Annotated in this window: 21 protein-coding genes; 16 read left to right on the top strand and 5 right to left on the bottom strand. The window is 60.7% G+C overall.

The features are described from left to right. The first annotated feature begins 2 nt into the window (after positions 1-2). From C1719_RS09060 to C1719_RS08985, 16 genes are all read left to right on the top strand, one after another. Positions 3-749, top strand: coding sequence for an ABC transporter ATP-binding protein (locus C1719_RS09060; RefSeq protein WP_102374807.1), 747 nt, complete (start codon positions 3-5; stop codon positions 747-749). Continuing rightward, a complete protein-coding gene (locus C1719_RS09055) occupies positions 743-1,582 on the top strand; it encodes a hypothetical protein (protein WP_102374806.1) in 840 nt (279 codons plus the stop codon). Before C1719_RS09060 ends, C1719_RS09055 begins: the two co-directional genes overlap by 7 nt. A gap of 29 nt (positions 1,583-1,611) precedes the next feature. Beyond that, positions 1,612-2,106, top strand: coding sequence for a GNAT family N-acetyltransferase (locus C1719_RS09050; RefSeq protein ID WP_102374805.1), 495 nt, complete (start codon positions 1,612-1,614; stop codon positions 2,104-2,106). 240 nt (positions 2,107-2,346) lie between these two features. Continuing rightward, the gene (gene rpsP / locus C1719_RS09045; protein WP_102374804.1) at positions 2,347-2,592 is read left to right on the top strand and encodes a 30S ribosomal protein S16; all 246 of its coding nucleotides are present in this window, start codon (positions 2,347-2,349) and stop codon (positions 2,590-2,592) included. A gap of 4 nt (positions 2,593-2,596) precedes the next feature. Continuing rightward, a complete protein-coding gene (locus C1719_RS09040; RefSeq protein ID WP_102374803.1) occupies positions 2,597-2,851 on the top strand; it encodes a KH domain-containing protein in 255 nt (84 codons plus the stop codon). A 120-nt stretch (positions 2,852-2,971) separates the two neighbouring features. Continuing rightward, entirely contained in the window at positions 2,972-3,367 is a 396-nt protein-coding gene (locus C1719_RS09035) for a ribosome maturation factor RimM (RefSeq protein ID WP_245874458.1), read from the top strand. Between the two features lie 63 nt (positions 3,368-3,430). Then, complete coding sequence (gene trmD / locus C1719_RS09030) at positions 3,431-4,177, top strand: tRNA (guanosine(37)-N1)-methyltransferase TrmD (protein ID WP_102374801.1); 747 nt, start codon at positions 3,431-3,433, stop codon at positions 4,175-4,177. Between the two features lie 150 nt (positions 4,178-4,327). Continuing rightward, on the top strand, positions 4,328-4,897 hold the full coding sequence (lepB, locus tag C1719_RS09025; protein WP_102374800.1) for a signal peptidase I: 570 nt from the start codon (positions 4,328-4,330) through the stop codon (positions 4,895-4,897). 41 nt (positions 4,898-4,938) lie between these two features. Continuing rightward, a complete protein-coding gene (locus C1719_RS09020) occupies positions 4,939-5,889 on the top strand; it encodes a glycine--tRNA ligase subunit alpha (RefSeq protein ID WP_102374799.1) in 951 nt (316 codons plus the stop codon). A 1-nt stretch (position 5,890) separates the two neighbouring features. Continuing rightward, positions 5,891-7,978, top strand: a complete 2,088-nt coding sequence (glyS, locus tag C1719_RS09015) for a glycine--tRNA ligase subunit beta (protein ID WP_102374798.1) — start codon at positions 5,891-5,893, stop codon at positions 7,976-7,978. A gap of 4 nt (positions 7,979-7,982) precedes the next feature. After that, positions 7,983-8,870 (top strand): pyruvate, water dikinase regulatory protein, encoded by an 888-nt coding sequence (locus C1719_RS09010; RefSeq protein WP_102374797.1) that lies wholly within the window; start codon positions 7,983-7,985, stop codon positions 8,868-8,870. Positions 8,871-9,113: 243 nt separating this feature from the next. Next, a complete protein-coding gene (gene ppdK / locus C1719_RS09005; protein ID WP_102374796.1) occupies positions 9,114-11,852 on the top strand; it encodes a pyruvate, phosphate dikinase in 2,739 nt (912 codons plus the stop codon). Between the two features lie 203 nt (positions 11,853-12,055). After that, entirely contained in the window at positions 12,056-13,117 is a 1,062-nt protein-coding gene (mtnA, locus tag C1719_RS09000; protein WP_245874456.1) for an S-methyl-5-thioribose-1-phosphate isomerase, read from the top strand. A gap of 171 nt (positions 13,118-13,288) precedes the next feature. Further along, positions 13,289-14,332: a deoxyguanosinetriphosphate triphosphohydrolase gene (locus C1719_RS08995; protein WP_102374794.1), complete on the top strand. Its 1,044-nt coding sequence runs from the start codon at positions 13,289-13,291 to the stop codon at positions 14,330-14,332. Positions 14,333-14,419: 87 nt separating this feature from the next. After that, the gene (locus tag C1719_RS08990; RefSeq protein ID WP_102376007.1) at positions 14,420-15,103 is read left to right on the top strand and encodes an AzlC family ABC transporter permease; all 684 of its coding nucleotides are present in this window, start codon (positions 14,420-14,422) and stop codon (positions 15,101-15,103) included. Beyond that, complete coding sequence (locus C1719_RS08985) at positions 15,100-15,432, top strand: AzlD domain-containing protein (RefSeq protein WP_102374793.1); 333 nt, start codon at positions 15,100-15,102, stop codon at positions 15,430-15,432. Before C1719_RS08990 ends, C1719_RS08985 begins: the two co-directional genes overlap by 4 nt. Before the next feature lie 430 nt (positions 15,433-15,862). Here C1719_RS08985 and C1719_RS08980 read toward each other — a convergent pair whose 3' ends face one another. The 5 genes from C1719_RS08980 to C1719_RS08955 all read right to left on the bottom strand — a co-directional run bounded on the left by C1719_RS08980 (position 15,863) and on the right by C1719_RS08955 (position 23,227). After that, a complete protein-coding gene (locus C1719_RS08980) occupies positions 15,863-16,300 on the bottom strand; it encodes a PDDEXK family nuclease (protein ID WP_146007874.1) in 438 nt (145 codons plus the stop codon). 799 nt (positions 16,301-17,099) lie between these two features. Continuing rightward, positions 17,100-18,632 (bottom strand): UDP-glucose--hexose-1-phosphate uridylyltransferase, encoded by a 1,533-nt coding sequence (locus tag C1719_RS08970; protein ID WP_102374790.1) that lies wholly within the window; start codon positions 18,630-18,632, stop codon positions 17,100-17,102. Continuing rightward, a complete protein-coding gene (locus tag C1719_RS08965; RefSeq protein ID WP_102374789.1) occupies positions 18,629-19,912 on the bottom strand; it encodes a galactokinase in 1,284 nt (427 codons plus the stop codon). The genes C1719_RS08970 and C1719_RS08965 overlap by 4 nt, the downstream gene beginning before the upstream one ends. After that, entirely contained in the window at positions 19,909-21,816 is a 1,908-nt protein-coding gene (locus C1719_RS08960) for a glycoside hydrolase family 2 protein (protein WP_102374788.1), read from the bottom strand. The genes C1719_RS08965 and C1719_RS08960 overlap by 4 nt, the downstream gene beginning before the upstream one ends. Positions 21,817-21,820: 4 nt before the next feature. Next, positions 21,821-23,227, bottom strand: a complete 1,407-nt coding sequence (locus C1719_RS08955) for an MFS transporter (RefSeq protein ID WP_102374787.1) — start codon at positions 23,225-23,227, stop codon at positions 21,821-21,823. Positions 23,228-23,612 lie beyond the last annotated feature (385 nt).

Raw genomic sequence — 23,612 nt, 5'->3', positions numbered from 1 at the left:
CCATGGACCAAGCGTATCTCACGCCGAACGCAGCGTCACCCGATCCGGCGCTCGCCGCAGTGCTCGATTGCCGAGTGTTGACCAAGCGCTATGGAAGCACGATCGCCCTCAACGCGGTGACGTTCTCGATTCCCCGCGGGCGCGTGGTCGGATTGCTCGGGCCGAACGGCAGCGGCAAAACCACGCTCATCAAGCTCATCGCAGGGCTTTTGCAGCCTACGGCGGGCGCCGCCTACATTCTCGGCGAGGAACCCGGGCCGTCCACGAAGGCGCGGGTTTCCTACCTGCCTGAGCGGCCGTATTTCAGCCCGTCGACGAAAGTGAGCGATACGCTTGCGTTCTTCGCCGATTTCTATGCCGACTTCGATCGTCGGCTTGCCGAGGATATGCTGATGCGTCTTTCGGTTCCCACGGCTTCGACGATGGGGGCCCTGTCGAAGGGCACGAAGGAGAAGGTCCAGCTCGTGCTCGTCATGGCGCGCAGGGCGGCGCTCTACTTGCTCGATGAGCCGATCGGCGGCGTCGATCCGGCGGCGCGCGATTTCATCCTCGGGACCATCATCGCCAACTACCACCGCGATTCGACCATTCTCATCTCCACGCATCTCGTTTCCGATGTCGAAAGAGTGCTCGATGATTTCATCTTGCTGCAATACGGCAACGTCGCCATGTACTCGTCGCCTCGCTTGGTGCACGAGCAGACCGGCCGAAGCCTCGATCAGTACTTCAGGGAGGCGTTCAGATGCTAGGCAAACTCATCAAATACGACATGAGGGCGCTTTCCCGCATCCTCGTTCCCGTTCATATCGCAGCGCTTGCTGCGGGCATCGGCGCTGCCGCATGCTTTTTCGGGGCGTATACGCTCGACTCGTCCTACAGCTCGTGGTACAGCTCGTCGGGCTTCGGCGCATCGATGATGGTCATGCTGGCCATGACGGGTGCCTTTTGCCTGTTCGCGTTGTTCATGGCGTCGGCGGCAACGCTGTTCACGATCCTCTTCCGATTCTACAAGAACGTTTTCACCGACGAGGGCTATCTGACGCTCACGCTTCCCGTCACCGCTAACCAGCAGGTGGCGTCGAAGGTGGTAACCGCGATGATCTGGGTGCTGATCGATGCGGTCGTCGTCGGCTTATGCGGGTATCTCGCCTCGGTCGCCGCCATGGGGTTCTCGGCGGGCTTCTCCGAAACGATTCCCTATTTCATGCTGATGTCGTCGTTCGGGTTCTCGGATATCGCATCGTTTGGAAGCTTTTTGCTCGCGACGGCGACCTCTGCCTTGCAGGCGCTGACCATGGTGCTGACGGCTTATGCCGCCTTCGCGCTCGGGAGCGCTCTGGCGGCAAAGCACAAGGTTGCTGCGGGGATCGGCCTGTTTTTCGGGCTCTCGTGGGCCGCTGGGCTGCTTCACAGCATCAAAACGGTTATGATCGCCACGGGCTTCTCCTACAACACTTCGTACGGCTACGAGGCTATGAACATGCTTTCATCAGGAATTTCGATTGCGATCTATCTGGTGACGGCTGCTGCGTTCTATGCGATATGCGTCTACGTTATCGATCGGAAAACGAACCTCGCTTAGGCGGGCATGAAAGGAGTGCGGCGATAGCCATGGGAGATGGTGCATTGTCCATCCGTCTTTTCGAAGAGGCGGACCTGATGGCGATGTGCGCGATTTGGAACGAGGTTGTAGAGGCCGGCGTTGCGTTTCCTCAGGAAGAATGCCTCGACGTCGGTTCTGCACGCGCGTTCTTCTCGTCCCAGTCGGCAACGACGGTTGCCGTGTGCGACGGCGAAGTGTGCGGGCTTTCAATCCTGCATCCCAACAACGTCGGGCGATGCGGGCATGTGGCCAATGCGAGTTATGCGGTTTCCAAAGCGATGCGGGGCAGGGGCGTCGGGCGTGCGCTCGTGAGCGATTCCCTTGATCGTGCGGGACAGCTCGGATTCAAAGGCTTGCAGTTCAACGCGGTCGTGGAAACGAACGCCGGCGCCATCCGGCTGTACGAGGACCTCGGTTTCGCTTTGGTCGGCACCGTGCCCGAAGGGTTTCGCATGAAGGACGGCACGTTCGCAAACACGCGCATCTACTTTCACTCCGTATAGCCGCCCGGCGCGCTTCCGCGCAGCGTGCGCGGGGGTGCGGCGCATGAAGATGCGCGGAAGCGGGTGGAACCAGGGTTTTTCGGGTGTGCTTTCTGTAATTCGCGGATGCCTTTTCGCCGAACGCTTGCCATAAGCGGGTTTTCACCCTATTATTAGCAATTGCTGTTTTTCAGGGATGTCGATTCGACTTGGGTCGGACGCCCAAAACGTTGTATTTCATGGTAAAAGGAGTTCATCTTCATGGCAGTTAAGATTCGTCTCGCCCGCCACGGCGCTAAAAAGGCACCTTACTACCGCATCGTCGTCGCCGATGCCCGCGCTCCGCGCGACGGCCGCTTCATCGAGGAGGTCGGCCGCTACAACCCGTGCGTCGATCCCGCTATGGTGAAGCTTGATTTCGAGAAGGTCGATACCTGGATCAAGAACGGCGCGCAGCCGACCGATACGGTTGCCCGTTTGATCGAAACCGCTCGCAAGGGCGAGTAGCGTCATGTCCGCGCAAGCGACAGACATCGCCGGATTGGTGACCTCGGTCGTCGAGCCGTTGGTCGAATACCCAGACGAGCTCGAGATCGCTTCGAGCGAAGCTGACGACGGCACGATCCTTGTCGAGATCCGCGTTCATGAAGACGATGCCGGAAAGGTCATCGGGCGTCAGGGCAGGGTTATCAAGGCCATCCGCACGCTTGCACGCGCGGCGGCATCCCGCACCGACACCCATGTCGAAGTCGAGCTCATCGATTAGATGCGCGACTGGGCAAACGTAGCCGAACTGGTAAAGCCGAAAAGCCTGCAAGGGGGGCTGGTCGCACGCGGTGCGTCCGGCCTTCCTTTTTTGTTGCGCCCGGGCATGGAGGCGGCTTTCGTGCCGCCTGTCCTCGACGCGCCCCGCATGGGCACGGTCGAGGATGTGACCTATCTCGGAGACGATGCGTACCTCGTCATGTTCGACAGCGTGGATACGATCGATCGCGCCGAAGCGCTTGCAGGCTGCTCGTGCCTGGTTCGAAGAGCGGATCTGCCCGAAGGATTCGATGTCGTCGCGCAGGAGGCGCTTGCGGGGTATCGGGTCTGCGACGAGAAGCACGGATTCATCGGCACCGTGCGCGAGATCATCGACAACGGAGCTCAGCAGCTTGTTGCAATCGACGGCGAGGCGGGAGATGTTCTCGTCCCCCTCGTCGATGCTATCGTCGTCGCCGTCGACGAAGATGCCCGCACGCTGACCACGCGCCTGCCCGAAGGCCTGCTCGACTGCTAGGCGGTTTCCGGCCGCAATCCCCGCGGCCTCGACGCCCGCTTTTTGAAGAGAAAGGACGGATCCATGAGAATAGAGACGCTTTCCACGTTTCCCGCCATGTTCGACTCGATCATGGGTTCGTCGATCATGCGCCGGGCCCAGGAAAAGGGCATCGTGGATTTCACTGCATACGATCTGCGCAACTGGACGCACGATCGCCATCGGACGACCGACGACGATCCTTACGGCGGCGGTCAGGGGCTCGTCATGAAATGCGAGCCGATATTCGAAGCGTACGACGAGATAGCCGCTTCGGGGGGCGAAAAACCCTACACGATACTGCTCAGCCCGACAGGCGAGCCGTTTTCCGAAGCGCTCGCCACCGAGCTTTCGGAGCGCGATCGCCTGCTGTTCGTTTGCGGGCACTACGAAGGCGTCGACGAGCGGGTCTACACGCTGGCCGACAAGACGATTTCCATCGGCGATTACGTGCTCACGAGCGGAGAGCTTGCCTCCATGGTGGTCATCGATGCGGTCGTCCGCAAGATCGAAGGCGTGCTCGGCGATGAAGCGGGCGCCATCGATGAGAGCTTCTACGACGGTTTGCTCGAGTACCCCCAGTACACGAGGCCGGCGAGTTTTCGCGGTATGGAGGTGCCCGCCGTGCTTTTGAGCGGAAACCATGCGGCGGTCGAACGCTGGCGTCGCGAGCAGAGCCTCGAGCGTACGTCGCGGCTGCGTCCCGACCTGCTTGCAACGGCGAACCTCGACGAATCGGACCGCGCGTTTCTGGGGTCGCTTTCCGGAGGCGTCGAGACGGGGCGCTTTTGATGCTCTCTCCGCGTGCGCCTTTCGGGTCGTGGATTTCTGAATTCTTTATCGCCCGACGCGTTCGGTCAGGTGCGAAGCGGTATCATATACCATCGAAACGTATTCAGGCGTATCGATTGGCGAACCCTGGATGGAAAGGAAGAAACGTTCATGGATGCCGGTCAGCACGCCGATCCCCATAGGCCGTCAATATTTCGGAGCCTACTGAGCCTTCTTGTCATGATCGCCCTCGTCGTAGGGCTGTCGTGGTTTCTTCGCGAGTTCGTCATCCAGCCCTACGAAATACCTTCCGGCTCGATGGAGACTACCATTATGACCGGGGACAAGGTGTTTTCCGAGCGGGTCACCTACTACTTCCGTGACATAGAGCCCGGCGATATCGTCACTTTCGAGGACAAGGAGATCCCCGGGCGGATTCTCATCAAGCGCTGCATCGCAACCGAGGGCCAAACCGTCGATCTGATCGACGGGAGGGTCTACGTCGACGGTGTCGCGCTCGACGAGCCCTACACCCACGGCCTGCCTTCCGATCCCTTCGCGAGCACGCTCGTTGACATAAGCTACCCTTACACGGTGCCCGAGGGCGAGATCTGGGTGATGGGGGACAACCGCACCAATTCGAAGGACTCGCGCTACTTCGGCTCGGTCAAAGCGAAGAGCGTAACCGGAAAAGGCTGCTTCATCTACTGGCCCTTGGAGAGCTTCGGAGTTCTTCAGTAGGGCTTTCGGGAAAAGTACGAATCAAGGACGCAAGGAGAACCATGTCATCAGCAATCGAACCCGCAAGCGAGACGCAAGCAAGCTCGCTGCCTCCGACATTCCAGGACGTCATCATGGGCCTGCAGCGGTATTGGGCAAGCGCCGGATGCGTTATCCTGCAACCCTACGACAACGAGGTGGGTGCTGGCACGAATGCGCCTGCAACCACGTTGCGTTCGCTTGGCCCCGACACATGGAGGACGGGGTATGTGCAGGGATGCCGCCGTCCCACCGATGGCCGCTACGGAGAGAATCCGAACCGCCTGCAGCACTACTACCAGTTCCAGGTTCTCATCAAGCCTTCGCCGGACAACATCCAGGATCTCTACCTCGGCTCGCTTCGCGCCATTGGAATCGACGTGGATGCGCACGACGTCCGTTTCGTCGAGGACGATTGGGAGAGCCCCACGCTCGGCGCATGGGGTCTTGGCTGGGAGGTCTGGATCGACGGCATGGAGGTGACCCAGTTCACCTACTTCCAGCAGGTGGGCGGCTTCGAGTGCAACCCGGTGCCGGTTGAGATCGCCTACGGGCTCGAGCGGCTGACCATGTACATCCAGGGCGTCGATTCCATATACGACATCGTCTGGTCGCGCGGCGACGACGGCGTGGTGTTCACGTACGGCGATGTGTTCCTCGAAAACGAGCGCGAGTACTCTGCGTACAACTTTGAGGTGGCCGATACCGAGTTTCTGTTCCAGGAATTCAACGAGCGCGAGAGGGAATGCATGCGCGTGCTCGATGCGGGGCTTCCGCTTCCCGCTTACGACAGCGTGCTCAAATGCTGCCACGCCTTCAATTTGCTCGATGCGCGGGGCGTGATATCTGCAACCGAGCGCATGGCCTACATCCTGCGCGTGCGCACGCTTGCGAAAGCGGTTTGCGCATCGTATCTCGAGCATGTGGTGGGCGAGAAGCCCGCAGGCGACGACGGAGAAGGGAAGGAGGCGTAACATGGCCGGGAACACACGGACGCTCGCTTTTGAAATCGGAACCGAGGAGATTCCCGCATTCGACCTTTCGAACGCGACGAAGCAGCTGGAAAAACTTGTTCCGGAAACGCTTGATGCGCTTCGCATTCCCCATGGCGCCGTGCGCATCTATTCGACGCCGAGGCGTCTCATCTCGATCGTCGAATCGGTTGCCGAGGAAACCGAAGCCCTGGTCGAGGAGCACAAGGGTCCGTCGATTAAGATCGCGTTCGACGCCGAGGGCAACCCCACGAAGGCTGCGGAGGGTTTTGCCCGCGGAAAGGGCGTGACGGTCGAAGAGCTTGAACGGCGCGAGATCGACGGCGTCGAATACGTATATGCAACCAAGAGCATCGCGGCACGTGCGGTTGCCGACCTGCTGCCCGAAGCGCTCGGCGGGCTTATCGAGGGGATCTCGTGGCCCAAATCGTGCAGATGGGGCACCCAAACGGTGCTCTTCTCGCGTCCTGTGCGATGGCTCGTTGCGCTTTTCGGCTCCGAGATCGTGCCGGTGACCTACGCGAACCTCGTCGCGGGCAACGCGACGAGGGGACATCGGTTCCTGGCTCCCGGCCCTCACAAGGTCTCGGCGGCCGACGACCTGATCGATGTCGTGGTGAATGCGTGCGTCGTGCCGAGCGAGAGCCTGCGCGAGGAGGCCATCCGCAAGGGCGTGGCGGCCGCTGAGCAGGAAACGGGCTATCGCGCCGAGCTTCCGGCGAAGACCCTTACCGAGGTCATCAATCTAACGGAGTATCCGACGGTGCTCGTGGGTTCTTTCGATGAGGAGTTCCTGCGCGTTCCCGAAGAGATCATCGTCGATGCGATGCTCATGCATCAGAGGTATTTCCCGCTCTACGACGAGGCGGGGTCGCTTACGAACCGCTTCATCGTGGTGAGCAACGGCAATCCGGATTGCACATCCACCATCATCGACGGCAACGAACGCGTCGTCCGCGCACGCCTGGCCGATGCGAAGTTCTTCTACGAAGAGGATCTGAAGGAGCCGCTCGAATCCTACGTCGATCGCCTCGACGAAGTGGTGTTCCAGGAGACGCTTGGAACCATGAAGGCGAAGACCGACCGCGTGGTCGCCCTTGCCGACGAGCTCGCCTCAGATGCGCGCCTCGCTGCGCAGGATGCCGCCGACGCCCATCGCGCCGCCTACCTCAGCAAGGCCGACCTGGTAAGCAACGCCGTCGTCGAATTCACGAGCGTGCAGGGCATCATGGGGTCTTACTACGCCGAAGCGTCGGGCGAGACCGCGCAAGTCGCCCGCGCCATCGCCGATCACTACCGCCCTCGTTTCGCCGGCGACGAGCTGCCTGAAAGCGTAGTGGGCAGGATCGTCGCGACGGCCGACAAGCTCGATACCATCTGCGGCCTTTTTGCCGTGGGGCAGGGTCCCACGGGCTCATCCGACCCGTTTGCGCTCCGCCGTGCCGCCATCGGCATCGTCAACATGCTTGCGGCGGGCCTTCCCGTCTCGCTCGACCGCGCCATTGAGGCGTCGCTTGACACCTATTCGGCGGTCGATTTCGATCGCGATGCCGTTTCGACCGAGGTGTCGGAGTTTTTCGTTACGCGCACGAAGGTGATGATGCGCGACAGGGGCCTGCCTGCCGATGTGATCGACGCGGTGCTTGCCACGGGCGTTACCGAACCCGCCGAGATCATCGCGCGCATCGAGGCGCTCCAGTCCGCGCGCGAAGATATGACCGATATCATGGACGACCTTGCAACCGCCTATGCCCGTGCGAACAACTTGCGCGATGCGGCCCTGGGCAACGAGGTGGAACAGGCGCTTATGGGGGAAGCCGAACGGGCTTTGGCCGAAGCTCTTGCGGCGGTCCGCTCGAAGGTGGACGACGCTCTTGCGGCCAACGAGTACGCGGTTGCTCTGCGCGAGCTTGCTGCGCTGCGCGGCCCGATCGATCGCTTCTTCGAGGACGTTCTCATCATGGACGACGACGTAGCCCTCAAGAACAACCGGCTGCGGCTGCTCAACCGCTTCGTCTCGGTGTTCGCCCGTGTGGCGGATTTCGGCAAGATGGCGAAGTCGGGAAGGTAGCCCCATGGTGCTCGAGCCCGTCACGGTGGATAACAAAACGCCGCTTCCCACCATCCACGTCATCAGCGATTCGGTGGGGTTGACGGCGCAGGCCGTCGCTCGCGCGGCGACGAGCCAGTTCGGCGTGACCGATCCGTGCATCGAGGTTCTCCCGAAGGTTCATTCCTTTGCCGATATCAAGGAGTTCTTCGAAGAGCATGCGGCCTATCATAAAAAGGTGCTCGGCTGCGACCGCATGCTCGTGTTCTATACGCTCGTCGACGAGGCTTTGCGCGTTCAGCTCAAGGCTTACGTCGAAGAGCATGCCAACATCGTCGCCGTCGATCTGCTTTCGGCGGCGATCGACGCCATCGCCGACATGAGCGGCCTGTCGCCGTCGAAGGAAGCGGGCGGGCTGCATGTGGCCGACCAGAACTACTTCCGTCGCATCGCGGCGCTCGAGTTCACGATTGCGCACGACGACGGCCGCAATCCTCAGGATCTGACCCAGGCCGACATCGTGCTCATCGGGGTTTCCCGCACGTCCAAGACCCCCCTTTCCATCTACCTGGCCCAGCAGGGCTACCGTGTGGCGAACGTGCCGCTCGATCTGCATACCGATCCGCCGCAGGAGATCTACGACGTGGAGCCCACGAAGCTTTTCGGGCTCATGACCACGCCCGAGGTTCTCATCAACATAAGGCAGCGCCGTCTCGGCAACGCGACTGCGGTCGCTTCGAGCTATGCCGACCCCGAGCAGGTGCATCGAGACCTCGAAGAATCGAGGGCCCTTATGCGCAAGCTCGGCTGCATCGTCATCCGCACCGACAACCGGGCCGTCGAAGAAACTGCTCAGGAGGTTCTGCGCTACTACGAGCGGTGCCATCCGCCTTCGACCGACGCGTTGTTGTAGCGGCTGCGGGATCGTTCGGGCGCTTTGCAAGGGCGCTCCGAACCGATGCGTTCCGGCATCCGTCCACCCTGCTCCACGCGCCGAAAACCGCATAATCATCACGCGGGTGGAGCGGGGTTGCGTTACTATGGGAAATAACGCCCGACCTCTGCGGAAATGGCGCACGAGGGGCCTTCGGCGAGGGCGTTGATTCGTAATGATACGTGGTGAGTGATTTGGCAACCAAGCGCTAAGGAGAAAAAGGTGACCGATCAAGTAAAGCGCGTGTTTGCGTTCGGCAAGGACGCGGACGGCAACAACGTAACCGAGGGCAATACGACGATGAAGGCGGTTTTGGGCGGCAAGGGCGCAAACCTGGCCGAGATGGCCAACATCGGGCTGCCGGTGCCTCCGGGATTCACCATTTCATGCCAGACGTGCATGGAGTATGCCAATGCCGACAACACGTGGCCCGAGGGCGCGCTTGACACCATCGAGGAGTACCGCGAGGATCTCGAAGCCCGCATGGGCAAGAAGATCGGCGATGCCGAGGATCCGCTGCTCGTTTCCGTGCGCAGCGGCGCACCGATGTCGATGCCCGGCATGATGGACACGGTTTTGAACCTCGGCCTGAACGACGAATCCATCAACGGACTCATCAAGCAGACCGAGAATCCCCGCTTCGCATGGGACTCTTACCGCCGCTTCATCCAGATGTTCTCCAACGTGGTTATGAATCTCGACGGCGATCTGTTCGAAAATGCGATTACGGCTATGAAAAACGCCCGCGGCGTGAAGAGCGATACCGATCTTTCGGCCGAAGACCTGCAGGAACTGGTTTCGGAATTCAAGCAGATCTTCTCCGATAACGTGGACGCCTCCGCCTATCCGACGCTTGTCGTCGACGGCAAGGCCGCCTTCCCGCAGGATCCCGACGTGCAGCTGCGCCTCGCCATTGAAGCGGTGTTCGGCAGCTGGAACAACCCGCGCGCAACGCTTTACCGCAAGCAGAACAAGATCGCAGACGATCTCGGCACGGCCGTAAACGTCCAGTCGATGGTGTTCGGCAACAAGGGCGAAACCTCCGCCACCGGCGTTGCCTTCACGCGCAACCCCGCCAACGGCGAAAAGGAATTCTACGGCGATTACCTGGTCAACGCTCAGGGCGAAGACGTGGTTGCCGGCATTCGCAACACGAGCCCCATCGCCGACCTGAAGCACGTCGAGGGCCTCGAGGAAGCGGGCCGAGAGCTCGAAGAGGTATTCGTTACGCTTGAAAACCACTTCCGCGATATGTGCGACATCGAATTCACGATCGAGCAGGGCAAGCTCTGGATGTTGCAGACCCGCGTGGGCAAGCGCACCGCCGCCGCTGCGCTCCATATCGCCATCGAAATGGAAAAGGAGGGCCTCATCACCAAGGAAGAGGCCGTCATGCGCGTCGACCCCGAGCAGCTCGACCAGCTGCTGCATCCGCAGTTCGACAAGACCGCCGATTACGATGTTCTCGCCAAAGGCCTGAACGCCAGCCCCGGTGCCGCTGTCGGCGAAGCCGTGTTCTCGGCAGCCGATGCTGTCGCCGTTGCCGAAGCGGGCCGCAAGTGCGTGCTCGTGCGCTGGGAGACCAATCCCGACGACCTTGCGGGCATGATCAGCGCCGAGGGCATTTTGACCTCCCACGGTGGCAAGACCTCGCATGCGGCCGTCATCGCCCGCGGCATGGGAACCCCGTGCGTGTGCGGTGTCGAAGCGCTCAAGATCGATGCCGAGAAGAAAGAGGCCTCGGTTGTCGGGACCGACATCGTCATCAAAGAGGGCGATATGATCTCCATCGACGGCACGACGGGCATCGTGGTGCTCGGCGCCGTCGATCTGGTTCTTCCCGAGCTGACGGGCGATCTCGATACGATCCTCGAGTGGGCCGACGAATTCCGCACCATGGGCGTTCGCGCGAACGCCGATAATCCCGAGGATGCGGAGCTGTCCCGCTCCTTCGGTGCGACGGGCATCGGCCTGTGCCGCACCGAGCACATGTTCCTTGGCGATCGCAAGCAGATCATCCAGTCGTTCATCCTCACCGACGATCCCGCAGTGCGCGAGAAGGCGCTCGACGACCTGCTCGCCGCCCAGACGGGTGATTTCTACGGCATGTTCAAGGCGATGGACGGCCTGCCGGTCATCGTGCGCCTGCTCGATCCTCCGCTGCACGAGTTCCTCGAGAGCCCTCGCGAGCTCGATGTCGAGATCGCCCGCATGGAGGCGTCGGGCGCTCCTGCAGCCGATATCGCCGCCAAGCGCAAGCTTATGGATCAGGTCGATGCGATGAGCGAGGCGAATCCGATGCTCGGCCTTCGCGGCTGCCGTCTTGCCATCCTGTATCCTGAGCTTCCCGCGATGCAGGTCCGCGCGATCACGACTGCGGCTGCCCGCCTGAAGAAAGAGGGCCTCGATCCGAAGCCCGAGATCATGATCCCTCTCGTTTCGGTCCTTCCCGAGCTTGCCGTGTTGCGCGAGGAATGCGAAGAGGTTATCGCGCAGGTATGCAAGGAAGAGGGAGTCGAACTCGACATCCCGATCGGCACCATGATCGAGCTTCCGCGTGCCGCCGTAACGGCTGACGAGATCGCAACCAAGGCGGATTTCTTCAGCTTCGGAACCAACGACCTCACTCAGACCACGTTCGGCTTCTCGCGCGACGACGTCGAGTCGAAGTTCATTCCGCGTTACCTTGAGCGTCGCCTCATCCCCTTCAACCCCTTCGAGACAGTCGATCCGGGCGTTGCCGCGCTCGTCGATATGGGTTGCACGAAGGGCCGCGAGACGAATCCCGACATCACGCTCGGCGTATGCGGCGAACACGGCGGCGATCCCGATTCGGTGAAGACGTTCCACAAGATCGGTCTCACCTATGTGAGCTGCTCGCCGTATCGCGTGCCGCTCGCCCGTTTGGCTGCCGCCCAGGCCGCCCTGGAAGAGAAGATGGGAAACAACCGCGACAAGTAGCGTGAAGCCGCTTGCGGCGTGCGCAGAATGCCAATGCGATAGGCGCCCCGGCCGTCAAGGTCGGGGCGTTTCCCTTTCCCCTTGGAACCCCATGGCTTTTGCACGCGATGTCGTATTCGAGGCGATTCGGGCTTTGCGCAGCACGTGCGCCGATGCGGCCTATCGAGTATACTCTGATGGCATCGAAGCTAATGGAGGGACCCATGGGAGTAGAGAATCTGCCTCGCAGCATCGCGCTTGCCCGCGCGGACGGCGGCGCATTGGCCGTGCGCATCGTCGATCAACGGCGTCTGCCCGAATCGTTGGTCTATCGGGATGTGATGACGTGCGAAGAAATGATAGAAGCCATACAGACGCTGGCCGTTCGCGGCGCTCCCGCCATCGGCGTGAGCGGTGCGGCCGCCCTGGCCTTGTACGCGGCAAACGAATCCGAGGCTACCTCTTCGGCATGCCTGGTCTCCGAACTCGAGACGATCGCATCCAGCGTATCCTCTGCGCGTCCAACTGCAGTGAACCTCGCGTGGGGCGTCGAGCGTGCTCTGAGCTGTGCGCGCGAGGCCGCATGCGAATCGGTATCCGCCCGCGATGTTGCAAAGCTGCTTGCAGGCGATGTGCAGGCCATGATAGAGGAAGACGAAGCGGCGAACCGTGCGATCGGCATGTACGGGGCTGCGCTTTTGGGAAGGGGAAGCCGCGTCCTGACGCACTGCAATGCAGGAAGTTTGGCAACGGCGTTTTACGGCACTGCCCTGGGCGTTGTGTACTCGGCATTCGAGCAGGGCAAAATCGAGAGGGTGTACGCCGATGAGACCCGCCCGGTCGGGCAGGGCGCGCGGCTTACGGCGTGGGAGCTTGGTCGGGCAGGCGTGCCGTGCACGCTCATCTGCGACTCCATGGCGGCCTCGGTCATGGCTGCCGGGAAGATCGATGCCGTTATCGTCGGGGCGGATCGCATCTGCGCAAACGGCGATACGGCCAACAAGATAGGAACCTACGGCCTTGCCGTGCTCGCGCGCCATCATGGGATCCCTTTCTACGTCGCCGCCCCGGCGTCGACGCTCGACATGGCGCTTTCGTGCGGCGCTGAGATACCCATCGAAGAGCGCGACCCCTCAGAGGTTTCGCCGTGCATTCCCGAGGGGGTCTCTGTGTACAACCCCGCCTTCGACGTGACGCCCGCTGAGCTTATCTCGTCGATCGTCACCGAGCGCGGGGTGTTTGCGCCAAGCTCCATCATGGAGGCGGATCGCGCATGTTCGGAATAAGCAAGACGAAGAGGAAGTAAAGCGCCTGGCAGAAAGCGAGGATCAGGAGGCGCGAAGTGCAAGGTGTTGAACGGGCGTCCTGATCGGATCTGCACGAATGCGGCTCGGATCTCGTTGATCTGCTACACTGACGAAAACGGTTTGTGCCCGGATCGAGCGCAAGGAGGCGGCATGCATATCATCTACCGCGAAAACCAGGAGCAGCGCGAGCACGAGACGCTTTCGGAAGAGGCTTCGTTCGCCGACGAAAGCGAGGGCAGGGCGCGCTCGACGGAGCCCGATATTCTGCGTAACGATTACCAGCGCGACCGCGATAAGATCCTCCATACGAAATCGTTTCGCCGCCTTTCCCATAAAACCCAGGTGTTCCTTGCTGCCGAGGGCGACCACTTTAGAACGAGGCTCACCCACACGCTCGAGGTTTCGCAGATTGCCCGCACGATAGCGAGAGCCCTCGGACTGAACGAAGATTTGACCGAGGCGATCGCCCTCGGGCACGATCTCGGGCATACGCCGTTCGGCCATACGGGGGAGGAGGCGCTTTCGATGTGCATCGCCCGGCATCGGGGGGTGCGCATCGACGGCTCCGAGGGAAACCTGCTGTACCGGCACAACGAGCAGAGCCTGCGCGTAGTCGAGGTGATCGAGAACGGCGGCAAGGGGTTGAACCTCACGCCGGAAGTCCGAGACGGGATCATCTGCCACACCGGTTCGTTGCGGGCCGAAACCTACGAGGGCCGTATCGTGGCGACAGCCGACCGCATCGCCTACGTCAACCATGATATCGACGATGCCATACGTGCGGGCGTTCTGCGGGAATCGGATCTCCCCGCCTCTACGCATGAGGTGCTCGGCCCGGATCATTCCTCGCGGATCCAAACCTTGGTACTCGATATGGTCGAGACATCCGCCGCCCGCGACGACATCGCTCTGAGCGAAGGGGTGTGGGACGCCATGAGCGAGCTTCGCCGGTTTCTGTTCGATCGCGTGTACATGGCTCCCGTCGTCATGGCCGAGGTCCGCAAAGCCATGCATCTCATCGGCGACCTGTTCGATTACTATGTGGAGCATATAGACGAGGTTCCCCAAGAGTATCGAGCGATATCGGACGGCGATGATCTGCGTGCGGTAACGGATTACGTTGCCGGCATGACGGACCGTTTCGCGAAAAGCCTGTATCAGGATCTGTTCGTCCCCCAATCGCTTCATCGCTGATTGGGCCTTCTGCGATACGCGTCCCTGAAAAGTTTTGCGGTTCGGGGGCTTACAACGGGTCTGGGAATCGCTATAATCATGCAGGTTATGCCATCTCAGGAACACATACGACAATCGCTCAATGCAGCGTTTCCGATCATGCTCGGATACGTTGCCATCGGCATACCCTGCGGAATCCTGTGCTCGTCGATCGGGCTGGATGCCTTGCAGGTATTTCTGCTTTCCGCCCTGTTTTATTCGGGAGCCGGTCAGTTCATGATTCCAAACATGTGGCTGGCAGGAGCGCCCATCGCTTCGATCGTGGCTTCGGTTTCGCTTGTCAATACACGGCAGATGCTGTACAGCGCATCGTTTGCCAAGGTGTGCGCGAAGACGCGCAAGCGCGTCTCGTTTCTGTTTGCGGCGACGGTAACCGATGAGAGCTACGGCGTGAACATGGCCAAGTTCGAAGAGGGCGAATGGTCGGTCGGGCGGGCCACGATGGTGAACCTGTTCTCGCAGGCTTCCTGGGCCCTTTCGAACGTAGTCGGCGTGCTGGTGGGCAATGCGATCGGGATACCGCTGGCCATCGCCTCGTTCGCCATGACTTCCATTTTCATCTGCCTGCTGTGCACTCAGAAGGTCACCGTCGCAAACGGCATAGCCGTAGGCGTTGCCATGGTCGGGGTGTTCGCGTGCAAAGCGGTGGGCCTTTCGGGCCCTGCGATTCTGATCGGCGCGATCGCCGGCGTGGTGGCCGCCATGGTGTTTACACGGGTGAGGCAGCGATGACTGCGATGAATTGGTCTGATTTTCTCATTGTGTTCGCCTGCTGTGCGGGCTCGATGCTCGTTTGCCGCGTGGTGCCTCTTTTCCTACTCAAAGGAAAAGAGCTGCCCGAAGGGGTAAGCCAAGCGCTCGGATTCATCCCCCCTGCCGCATTCGCTGCGCTTGTCGCCAACGATCTGCTGACACCCGGGATGTTCGACGCGGGCTTGTGGCCGGCAGCGGCGCCTTTGTTGGCGGCGGCGATCGTCGTGGTTGTCGGCTTGAAGACAAAATCGCTTCTCTGGTGTGCGATAGCGGGCGTTGTCGCCTACGCGCTGTTGCTTTTGATCTAAAGACGTACGACATCTCGCGCGAACGGCATACGGGAGCTTCCAAGGGCGGGGCATTCGAGGGCGGCGTTCGAGACGGCTTCCAAGGGCGGTAGCCGATGCGGTCCGAGAGCGGCGTCCAAAGGCAGCGTCCGGGGCGTCCTTCTCGGCGAAATGCAGAGTGGCGGGCGGCCTGCCTCAGCTCAGCGTAAATGGAAGCACTTCCTTTCTGAAAAACCTATCTAAAATGGCGGTCAAGGCAAGCTTCTGTAGCGAAACGGCACGGTTTCGGGTGCTTTTCCGTGTTATTTCGCTGTCGCGAAATCCGTGACCTGCGCAAACGCGGAAAGAGGATCATTTTGCGAGCCTCGAAATTGACAGAAGCTTGCCTTGACCGCCATTTTGGGGGCGATTTTCCAGAGGAAGGTCGATTGCGGTTTTCTTCCCACCTTGGTTACAGGGGATCGCAGGAGGCTCCGTAAGGGAGTATGGTCGATCTCAACTCGAGTTCCTTATGCCTCCATTGCCTGCTGGTGGGCCGCTTCCTTTTGAGCATCAGCTTTTCAAGAAGCTCGACAACCACATCGAACTCGACGATTCGTTTGACCTGGCGATTGGTTACGGTGACTACTTTGATGCCAAGGCTTGCGAGTGCGGCGCGCCTCGTTGCGTCGTCGGCGATGTTGTCTGGCCCCGTGTGGTGTTCGCTGCTGTCGTACTCGACTGCGATGTTGTATTCGGGCCAGAACAAATCGCATCTCAGGCTCTTCTTGCCGGTTGCCCTTCTGAACGATTCCGTTGTGGCAAGCTTGTGGTTGAGGTTCGGTTTGCTCAGTCCGCGTCCCCCTATTCTCTTGGAGAAACATAGGAGTTCGTAAAGCTTTGACTCCATGGGCGATTCGGATCCGTCGATAACGTATTGCAGAGCTCGCTTCGCATTGGTCGTCCCGTACATTCCGCGGGCCCTTTCTGCGTATTGTCGAAGCGACTGAATCGAGGCTAAAGGAGGAACTTGGTACTGGGTAACATGGCCTCCGACGGGCAATCGATAGGTTCCGCACAGTTCGAGGCCGATCAGCGTGGCAAGGGAGACCGGGAGCTTTCTCGCAGTCTGGATGAATGTGGGTTCCGGGCGATAAACGAAAATATCCTCCGATGCCTGGATGAAGGAGTTGCATGGTATTTCGCTTGGCCGCGTGTGACAGAAAACGCGCTCGTCTCTGCAGCGGGTTCTTTCATTTGGAACAAGAAGATGAACGGGTCGCGAAAGAAAAGAAAACTCTCTTTCGAGGAGGGCATCGATCTGAGCTGAGGTTGGTTTGTCCGTGCGGCCCGAATTGCCGCGCAGCATAACGGAGCGCGGTTCGTCAGCAAGGTCGCGTGCGCTGCGGTGGCGCCAGTACTCGAGTGAAGATATGTCGCACAATATGATCGGCATGGGCAGAGGATAACACGGACGGCGACTGAAAAGGATGAGAAATAACGTTATTGATCAGGTATGATGAAAAAACTCGTGTAAGATTTGGATAGAAAATGCGTTGGGTTTTCGGTTGATTCGCGTAAGGTTCAAGCGAGTTTCGGGCGAATCGTGGCGAGATGCACTATGCTTTATGCAGCCGCAGCCGCAGCCGCAGCCGCAGCCGCAGCCGCAGCCGCAGCCGCAGCTTTGGGCGAGTTTCGGGTGCGGTGGCCTACGACGTCGGTTTTTGCTGCTCCCGGTGCGTTTTACCGAGCGCTTCGATAAGGGAATCCCAACCTGCATCTCCCTGGGCGGTTTGCTTGAATACGCCTGTGGTTTCGAGGATGGTCGTGAAAGCGTGCGCGACTTCCTGTTTGATGACGGGGTGAAGCCCGAAACCGGAAGGCTCTCCGCGCGTGGGTTCGGGCGTTTCGGAAGGAATGCGGTCGGGTTGCGTACTGGATGCAGGGTGCGGCGAAACGAGCACACGCGATCCGTCAGCCGATTCCTTTTCGTTCCCGCGTGGATACGGCCCCTCGCAACTCAAAAGCTCTTCCTGCCGGCGGGTGTAGATATCTGCGGCCCAGGTTGCATGGGATGAGGTGAGCGATTGGGCGAGCAGCCGGTTTTCGAGATCGCGGGTTGCCAGGTTGCGGCGCGCAGCGTCGACCAGCTCCTTTTGCACGGCGGGAAGCTCGCTCGCCAGGCGAGGGGGCAGTACGGCGAGCCCCATGATCTCTATGAGGCCGATGTTCTCCTTCTTGATGTGATGAAGGTGTTCGGCGGGATGGAAAATCCCCCAAGGATGTTCGGCATCGGTTCGGTTGTTGCGAAGCACGAGCTCCATGCGGTAGGTCGGCCCCGTCTTGCGCACGATGGGGTTGAGCGTGTTGTGCGGGATCGGACCCGAAAACGCCGCGATGCCGCACGCTTCGTTAGAGAAGTCCCGCCAAACGGCAAGCACCCTTTCAGCTGCATGTGCGAGCTGTTTCCGATCGTCTGATGCGAGGCGAATCGTTGAGGCGGGCCAATCGACGATGGCGAAACGAACGTCGGGAAAATCCGCTAACCCGAACTCGCCGCGAATACCTGCCTTCATGAGCGGGAACGTGTGGCGCCCTCCTTGGAAGTGGTCGTGTGCGAGAATCGATCCGCCTACTACGGGCAGATCGGCATTCGATCCTATGAAGTAAAACGGGAAAGCATCTACAAAATCGAGCAGCCGATCGAATGCGGAGGCATCGATCTTCATGGGGCGATGGTCCCTGCTCAGGGCAATGCAATGTTCGGTGAAGTACGCGTATGGGGAGTATTGGAGGCCCCAGGGTTCGCCTCCGAGCGTGATGGGCGCTATTCGGAGTCCTGGTTTTGCGGGATGTTCGGGCGAGCCAGCATAGCCCTCGTTTTCCCAGCAGAGGTCGCACAGGGGCGGTTGCCCGGGGCTTGCAGGCGAGGCGGAACGCAGTTTTTCCGATCGGGCGGCTTGTGCGATGCTGCGCGGGTCTTTCTCGGGTTTCGCGAGGTTGATGGTGCACTCGAGCACACCGTATGCTTCCTCGCTCGTCCAGCGGATGTTTCGGGCAAGGGCCTGCCTGTCGATGTAGCCGCTTGCGGTGCCCAGCTCGTAGAGGTACGCGGTTGCTTCCTCGGAATTGCGCGCAAGCAGGGTTCGGAAGACCTTGCGTACCGTTTCGGGTGCGTCGTCGGTTGGCAGCGGGGTGCGCGCTTTGGATTGAAGGGCCGGTTCGATCAAGGGATCCGTCATCGGTCGACCCGCTTTACCGAGGCGCCTTCGGGGCTGATTGCAACGGGAATGCAGGCACGGTACCCGAGCAGCGCATCCATCGCCTTCATGAAGCGGTCGGCTTCTTTTGCCTCCACGATGGAAAGAACGCTTCCACCGAATCCGCCGCCGTGGATGCGATATGCGCCCCGAGAGGTTCTTGCTCCGTCGAGCAGGTGTGCGCACAGTGCCAAAACGACCATGGCGGGTTGGCTTTTCCCCGTGCGGTCCGAGCGCGCAGAAACGTTTTGCAGGAATTGGGCGGACGAGGCGCCCGATTCGCGAACGAGGCTGAGAAACCTTGTGAAGTCACCCGATCGAAGCGCTTCTTGCTGCATCCCCGCGCGCTTCGTTTCCTCGAAATAGTGCAGTGCGCGCAAGGCAGCCCGATCCCCAAGGCGCTCGCGAGCGGTTGCGAACCCGTCGAAAAAAGCACGTTCACCCACATCATGAAGTGTGATTCCGTCGAAGAGCCGGGCGACTGCCTGCATGTCTGCGGGTACGGCGGCGTATTCGTCGGTGTGGGCCGAATGGTCGCAGCGGCTGTCGATCAGACAGAGCGCGTAGCCGAAGGACTCGGCGTCGAACGCGATGGGAGAGATGCGCGGGGGATCGCTTGAGAAATCCATGGCCGCCACGCCGCCGTGGGCGCAAGCGAGTTGATCTTGCGATCCGCTGGGTTTCCCGAAATACGCCTGCTCGACCTGCGCGCCCTCAAGAGCTATCGCCGTAAGCTCTTGCCTGGAAAAGATCATCTCGCATCTTGCGGGGGTTTCGTCGTGGCGGGTGCACAGGGCTCGGAGCAAAACTCCCATGAGCACCTCGAATGCGGCCGAGGAAGAAAGCCCGCGGCCGACAGGGATATCAGAGCAGCTTACGGCGTCGAACCCGCGCAGGGTGCCGCCCGCTCGGGAGTATGCGGCGACCATGCCGCGTATAAGGGATGCGGGTGTTCCGAGTTCGCCGGCTTTGGCTTCGAGGTCGTCTAGACCCATGCAGAAGCTTCCGAAGCCGTCCATGAAAACGCGGATGGAGCCGGTGCCGTTTGCGCGCGCGATGGCGTAGGCGCGGTGTTCGATGGCGGCGGCGATGGTTTTTCCGCCTTGATGATCGGTGTGGTTGCCGGCAAGTTCGATGCGCCCTGGCGCAGATGCGCAGACCAGGGTTTTTGCTGCATTGTCGCTACGGCTTCGTCCGATTGCGCCGAAGCGTTCATCCAAAAGACCGAGCAGGTGGGATTCGGTGGATGCGGGAAACCTCATTGCGCGCTCCTCCCGTTGTCGAGCTTGTTCACGCGACGATCGTAGGTCAGAAGCCCGTTCGTCTCTTCCTCGATATCGGCCAGCTGCGTGTAGACGAAGCCGGCAAGGCCGTCTCGTTCGAGTCGGTCGGCCTGTTCGAGCGCATCGCGGACGGCCGCTTCGAACGAAACGATGTCGTCGAGAGAGCCGTATCCGTAGGATGTTTCGAGAACGCTGTGCCGAGGCAGGTGGAAGCTGAGCCCGCCGAATTCCGATATGACGAACGCTCTGTGCGGACAAGTCGCATCATCGTAGACCTCGAGCGGGCGGAAGTAGTTGTGAACGCTGAGGAAATCGCCGCATGCCTGATCGTACCATCCGCTGACCGCGTCGATCGTTCGGGTGGGATCGAGCGCGCGAACCAGGTCGGTTGCCTCGCGCGCATCGAACTGCCCCCACCCCTCGTTGAAGAGAACCCAGGTGATGATCGATGGATGGTTTCGCAGGTGCGAGACGATCCCTTTGCAGGTGTCGTTCCATTCTGCGCGGTACTCGGCGCTTTCAGAGGAGAGCGCCGAGCGCCCCTTCGGCGTGTCATCGGGAAAGCGGCCCCATGAGCAGCGGAAAAACGTTGGCTTGTAGCTGGTATGCCATGCGCTGAGGGGAGATCCGCCATTGATCATGTCCTGCCACACGAGCATGCCGAGCCTATCGCAATGGTAGTACCAGCGGTCGCTTTCGACCTTGATGTGCTTGCGCATCATGGTGAAACCGAGCGCTTGCGCCGTTTCTATATCGAAGGAAAGCGCTTCGTCGGAGGGCGCCGTCATAAGGCCGTCGGGCCAGTAGCCTTGATCGAGAACACCCCTGAGGAAGACGGGCGCATGGTTGATGCACAGGCGTGAAACGCCGCGCTCGTCACGTTCGATCGAAATGCTTCGAAACGCGCAATAGCTTGAAACCTCGTCGCGCCCGTAAGTGAGTTCAAGCTTGTACAGGTGCGGGTCTTCAGGGCTCCAGAGGTGCGGGCTTTCCACATCGATGGCAAGCGTTGCGCTGCGGCGATGCGCGAGCCCCTCGCGGGCATCCGGCGAGCCCGGCCGGGGGGCATCTGCTTGGGCGCTTCCGACTTCAATATCGCCGTCGAGCAAGCGGACCCGAAGGGCGCCTGCTGCTGCGGTGCCGCATGATGGGTATTCGTCGCGCAGGGTTACGGTAAGTTCGAGCTGCCCCGAATCAGCCCGGGCGTCGATGGCAAGCGATTCCATGCGGCTCGAAGGCACGATTTCGTACCAGACCGGCTGCCATATACCGCTTTGCGCCGTGTACCAGATGCCGCCGTGCTCGAGTTTCTGCTTCCCACGCGGCTGCACTCCCGCATCGCTCGGGTCGTGCACGCACAGGGTTATCTCGTTTTCACCCCGCACAAGCAGAGGCGTGATATCGAAGGAGAACGGCAGGTATCCGCCGACGTGCGACCCTGCACGGTTGCCGTTTACGAAGCATACGCAAGCGTAGTCGACTGCTTCGAAGTGCAGGATGAGGCGCGCATCGGGTTGCGAGAACAGCTCGGCGGGCGCTTCGAAGTGCCTTCTGTACCAGAGCAGTTCGTTTGGCTCGAGGCGCCTGCCGACGTCCGACAGGGGAGCCTCGGGGGAAAACGGCACGCGTATGCGCCTGTCGAAGGTGCTTGGCGCGACGGCTGCATGCAACGAGGCCGCAGCATCTTTCGTCTGCACGAAGCAGCACTCCCACCAGCCGTCGAGCGAGTGGAAGCTCTTCCTTTCGAACTGTGGGTGGGGATGCGCGCACTCGGGGGTCTCGCCTTCGACGATGCGCTCTCCCCATACGGTGTAGAGCGTGCGGGGCTGCGCTGATTCGGGCTTGCGGGGCGCGCTTGCGAGGATGCGTTTGATATCGAGCATGGCCCTACGCTTTCTCGGATTGCCGTCTGCGAACCAGCAGAAGCACGGCGAACGTGAAGAGGGCGACGATGGCGCCAGCGAGGAAGATCAGCGAAGAGGGGGTGAACCCGTCGCCTACCACGCCGAAGCCGACCGCATCCGACGAGGCGCTTACAAGCGATCCGATCCACGGGCCGACGAGCATGGGGATGAGCACCACCATGAAGATGCGCACTCCTTGGAACAGCCCGACGTAGCCTGCGGGCGTGTTGTTGCGCACCTCGGCTCCGAAGCAGGCGACGGCGCCGAGGTAGCCAGACAGCATGAGCACCGACCCGACGAATACGAACGCCATGCCGTTCAACAGGGCGAGCACCATGCAACCGACTACGAATAGAACCAAGGGAGCGATGACCGAGCGCAAGAACCCGTGCCGATCGACGCGCTTGCCGTAGAAGATGGTGAAAATCGCGGCGATCACGATGCCGGGCGCCATAACGAACACGTAGCTTTCGCCAAGAACATAGGGAAGTCTCAGATAGAGAACGTAGTAGGGCATGAATACCTGCAGAGCAGTGGCGAAAACGAGGTAGGAAAGCAGCACCAGGTACAGCGTCTTGTTCTCGCTCAGAGAGCTCGGTTTGAAGCCGTAGAACACGCTTGCGAGATATCCCCCCGTCTCCCTGCGTTCGGGGGACGAATCCCGCATGAGGGCGAGCACGACGATGCCGAGCGCGATCACCGCGCAGCCGATGATGAGGAAGAAGAGGGGGTAATCGTAGGTAACCGTGCCGTCGGGCCGCACGATCATGAGAAACATCGCACCGCCGAACACCGCGAGCATCGCAAGCAGCGGCATGGCGGAGTTCACGCCCTCGACCTTGCCGCGGTTCTTTTCGGTGGTGATATCGGTTACCCACGCGTTGAAGCACGAATCGTTTGCGAGGCTTCCGAAGAAGGTCATGACGCAATCGAAGACGATGGTAAGCGTAACGCCGAGGGCCATCGCCGCCGCCGTAGTGCCCGCGAGCGCAATCGATATGGTTTGCAGGTAGGCGAACACGATGATCGAAATACCCCAGAGGATCGTGCCGACGCCGATGAACGCTTTGCGCTTTCCGACGCGATCGGACCATGCGCCCACGAAGAGGGTGGTTGCCGTGGCGGTGAGAGCCGAAGCGGAAACCATGAGTGCGACATCGGAAAGCGATGCGTTGAACACATCTTGGATGAACAGATTGAAGAAGTTGTTCTCGAGCGCCCAAGCCACCTGTCCGACGAACGACAACAATACGATGAGCAGCCATGTTTTCTTCGAAAGGCGCGCCTCCGGCGAAGGCTTCTTTTGAGAACCCTGCCAAGGCGGCGTGCCGGGTGCGTTTTCGGGCGCGGGGGAAGCGAGGGGGAGGGATGAGGGGTTCTGCTTGGTCATGGGCACCGTCGCTTTCTCTTGGGGGCAAGCCTGAGAACAAGCCTGAGGATATCCTACTAAATAATGAGCCGGCGCGCAGCTGGGAAAAAGCAAGCGGATCGTCAGGCGTGCGGCGTATTTTCGCCGTGGATTTGATGGAAGCATCCGGTCTCGGATCGCATGCTGGGCGAGGCGATGCAGCACTGTGCTGGATGCCGGTTTCGTCGTCCTCTCGTCCGACTCATCGCTCGCTGCCGAAGGGGCGGTTTGCCGGTTGTCTCGGATTGCTTCCAGATTGCTTGTGAATTTCTCTTGCGCCTGATCGCAAGTGGCGATATACTAACTGATCGTGTCTTTACCTAAGCACCGAACAGTAAGCTTTTGTTGAGTATATAAGAAGGAAACA

The organism is Raoultibacter massiliensis (assembly GCF_900199545.1).
GTDB classification, from domain to species: domain Bacteria; phylum Actinomycetota; class Coriobacteriia; order Coriobacteriales; family Eggerthellaceae; genus Raoultibacter; species Raoultibacter massiliensis.
Note: the sequence above shows the minus strand (reverse complement) of the source record. Positions and strands in the feature narration are given on the sequence as shown.

What these genes read in the sequence shown, in the direction of transcription:
- C1719_RS09060 (WP_102374807.1), top strand. Translation starts at nt 3, where the DNA reads ATGGACCAAGCGTATCTCACGCCGAACGCAGCGTCACCCGATCCGGCG.
- C1719_RS09055 (WP_102374806.1), top strand. Translation starts at nt 743, where the DNA reads ATGCTAGGCAAACTCATCAAATACGACATGAGGGCGCTTTCCCGCATC.
- C1719_RS09050 (WP_102374805.1), top strand. Translation starts at nt 1,612, where the DNA reads ATGGGAGATGGTGCATTGTCCATCCGTCTTTTCGAAGAGGCGGACCTG.
- rpsP (WP_102374804.1), top strand. Translation starts at nt 2,347, where the DNA reads ATGGCAGTTAAGATTCGTCTCGCCCGCCACGGCGCTAAAAAGGCACCT.
- C1719_RS09040 (WP_102374803.1), top strand. Translation starts at nt 2,597, where the DNA reads ATGTCCGCGCAAGCGACAGACATCGCCGGATTGGTGACCTCGGTCGTC.
- trmD (WP_102374801.1), top strand. Translation starts at nt 3,431, where the DNA reads ATGAGAATAGAGACGCTTTCCACGTTTCCCGCCATGTTCGACTCGATC.
- lepB (WP_102374800.1), top strand. Translation starts at nt 4,328, where the DNA reads ATGGATGCCGGTCAGCACGCCGATCCCCATAGGCCGTCAATATTTCGG.
- C1719_RS09020 (WP_102374799.1), top strand. Translation starts at nt 4,939, where the DNA reads ATGTCATCAGCAATCGAACCCGCAAGCGAGACGCAAGCAAGCTCGCTG.
- glyS (WP_102374798.1), top strand. Translation starts at nt 5,891, where the DNA reads ATGGCCGGGAACACACGGACGCTCGCTTTTGAAATCGGAACCGAGGAG.
- C1719_RS09010 (WP_102374797.1), top strand. Translation starts at nt 7,983, where the DNA reads ATGGTGCTCGAGCCCGTCACGGTGGATAACAAAACGCCGCTTCCCACC.
- mtnA (WP_245874456.1), top strand. Translation starts at nt 12,056, where the DNA reads ATGGGAGTAGAGAATCTGCCTCGCAGCATCGCGCTTGCCCGCGCGGAC.
- C1719_RS08995 (WP_102374794.1), top strand. Translation starts at nt 13,289, where the DNA reads ATGCATATCATCTACCGCGAAAACCAGGAGCAGCGCGAGCACGAGACG.
- C1719_RS08990 (WP_102376007.1), top strand. Translation starts at nt 14,420, where the DNA reads ATGCCATCTCAGGAACACATACGACAATCGCTCAATGCAGCGTTTCCG.
- C1719_RS08985 (WP_102374793.1), top strand. Translation starts at nt 15,100, where the DNA reads ATGACTGCGATGAATTGGTCTGATTTTCTCATTGTGTTCGCCTGCTGT.
- C1719_RS08980 (WP_146007874.1), bottom strand. Translation starts at nt 16,300, where the DNA reads ATGGAGTCAAAGCTTTACGAACTCCTATGTTTCTCCAAGAGAATAGGG.
- C1719_RS08970 (WP_102374790.1), bottom strand. Translation starts at nt 18,632, where the DNA reads ATGACGGATCCCTTGATCGAACCGGCCCTTCAATCCAAAGCGCGCACC.
- C1719_RS08965 (WP_102374789.1), bottom strand. Translation starts at nt 19,912, where the DNA reads ATGAGGTTTCCCGCATCCACCGAATCCCACCTGCTCGGTCTTTTGGAT.
- C1719_RS08960 (WP_102374788.1), bottom strand. Translation starts at nt 21,816, where the DNA reads ATGCTCGATATCAAACGCATCCTCGCAAGCGCGCCCCGCAAGCCCGAA.
- C1719_RS08955 (WP_102374787.1), bottom strand. Translation starts at nt 23,227, where the DNA reads ATGACCAAGCAGAACCCCTCATCCCTCCCCCTCGCTTCCCCCGCGCCC.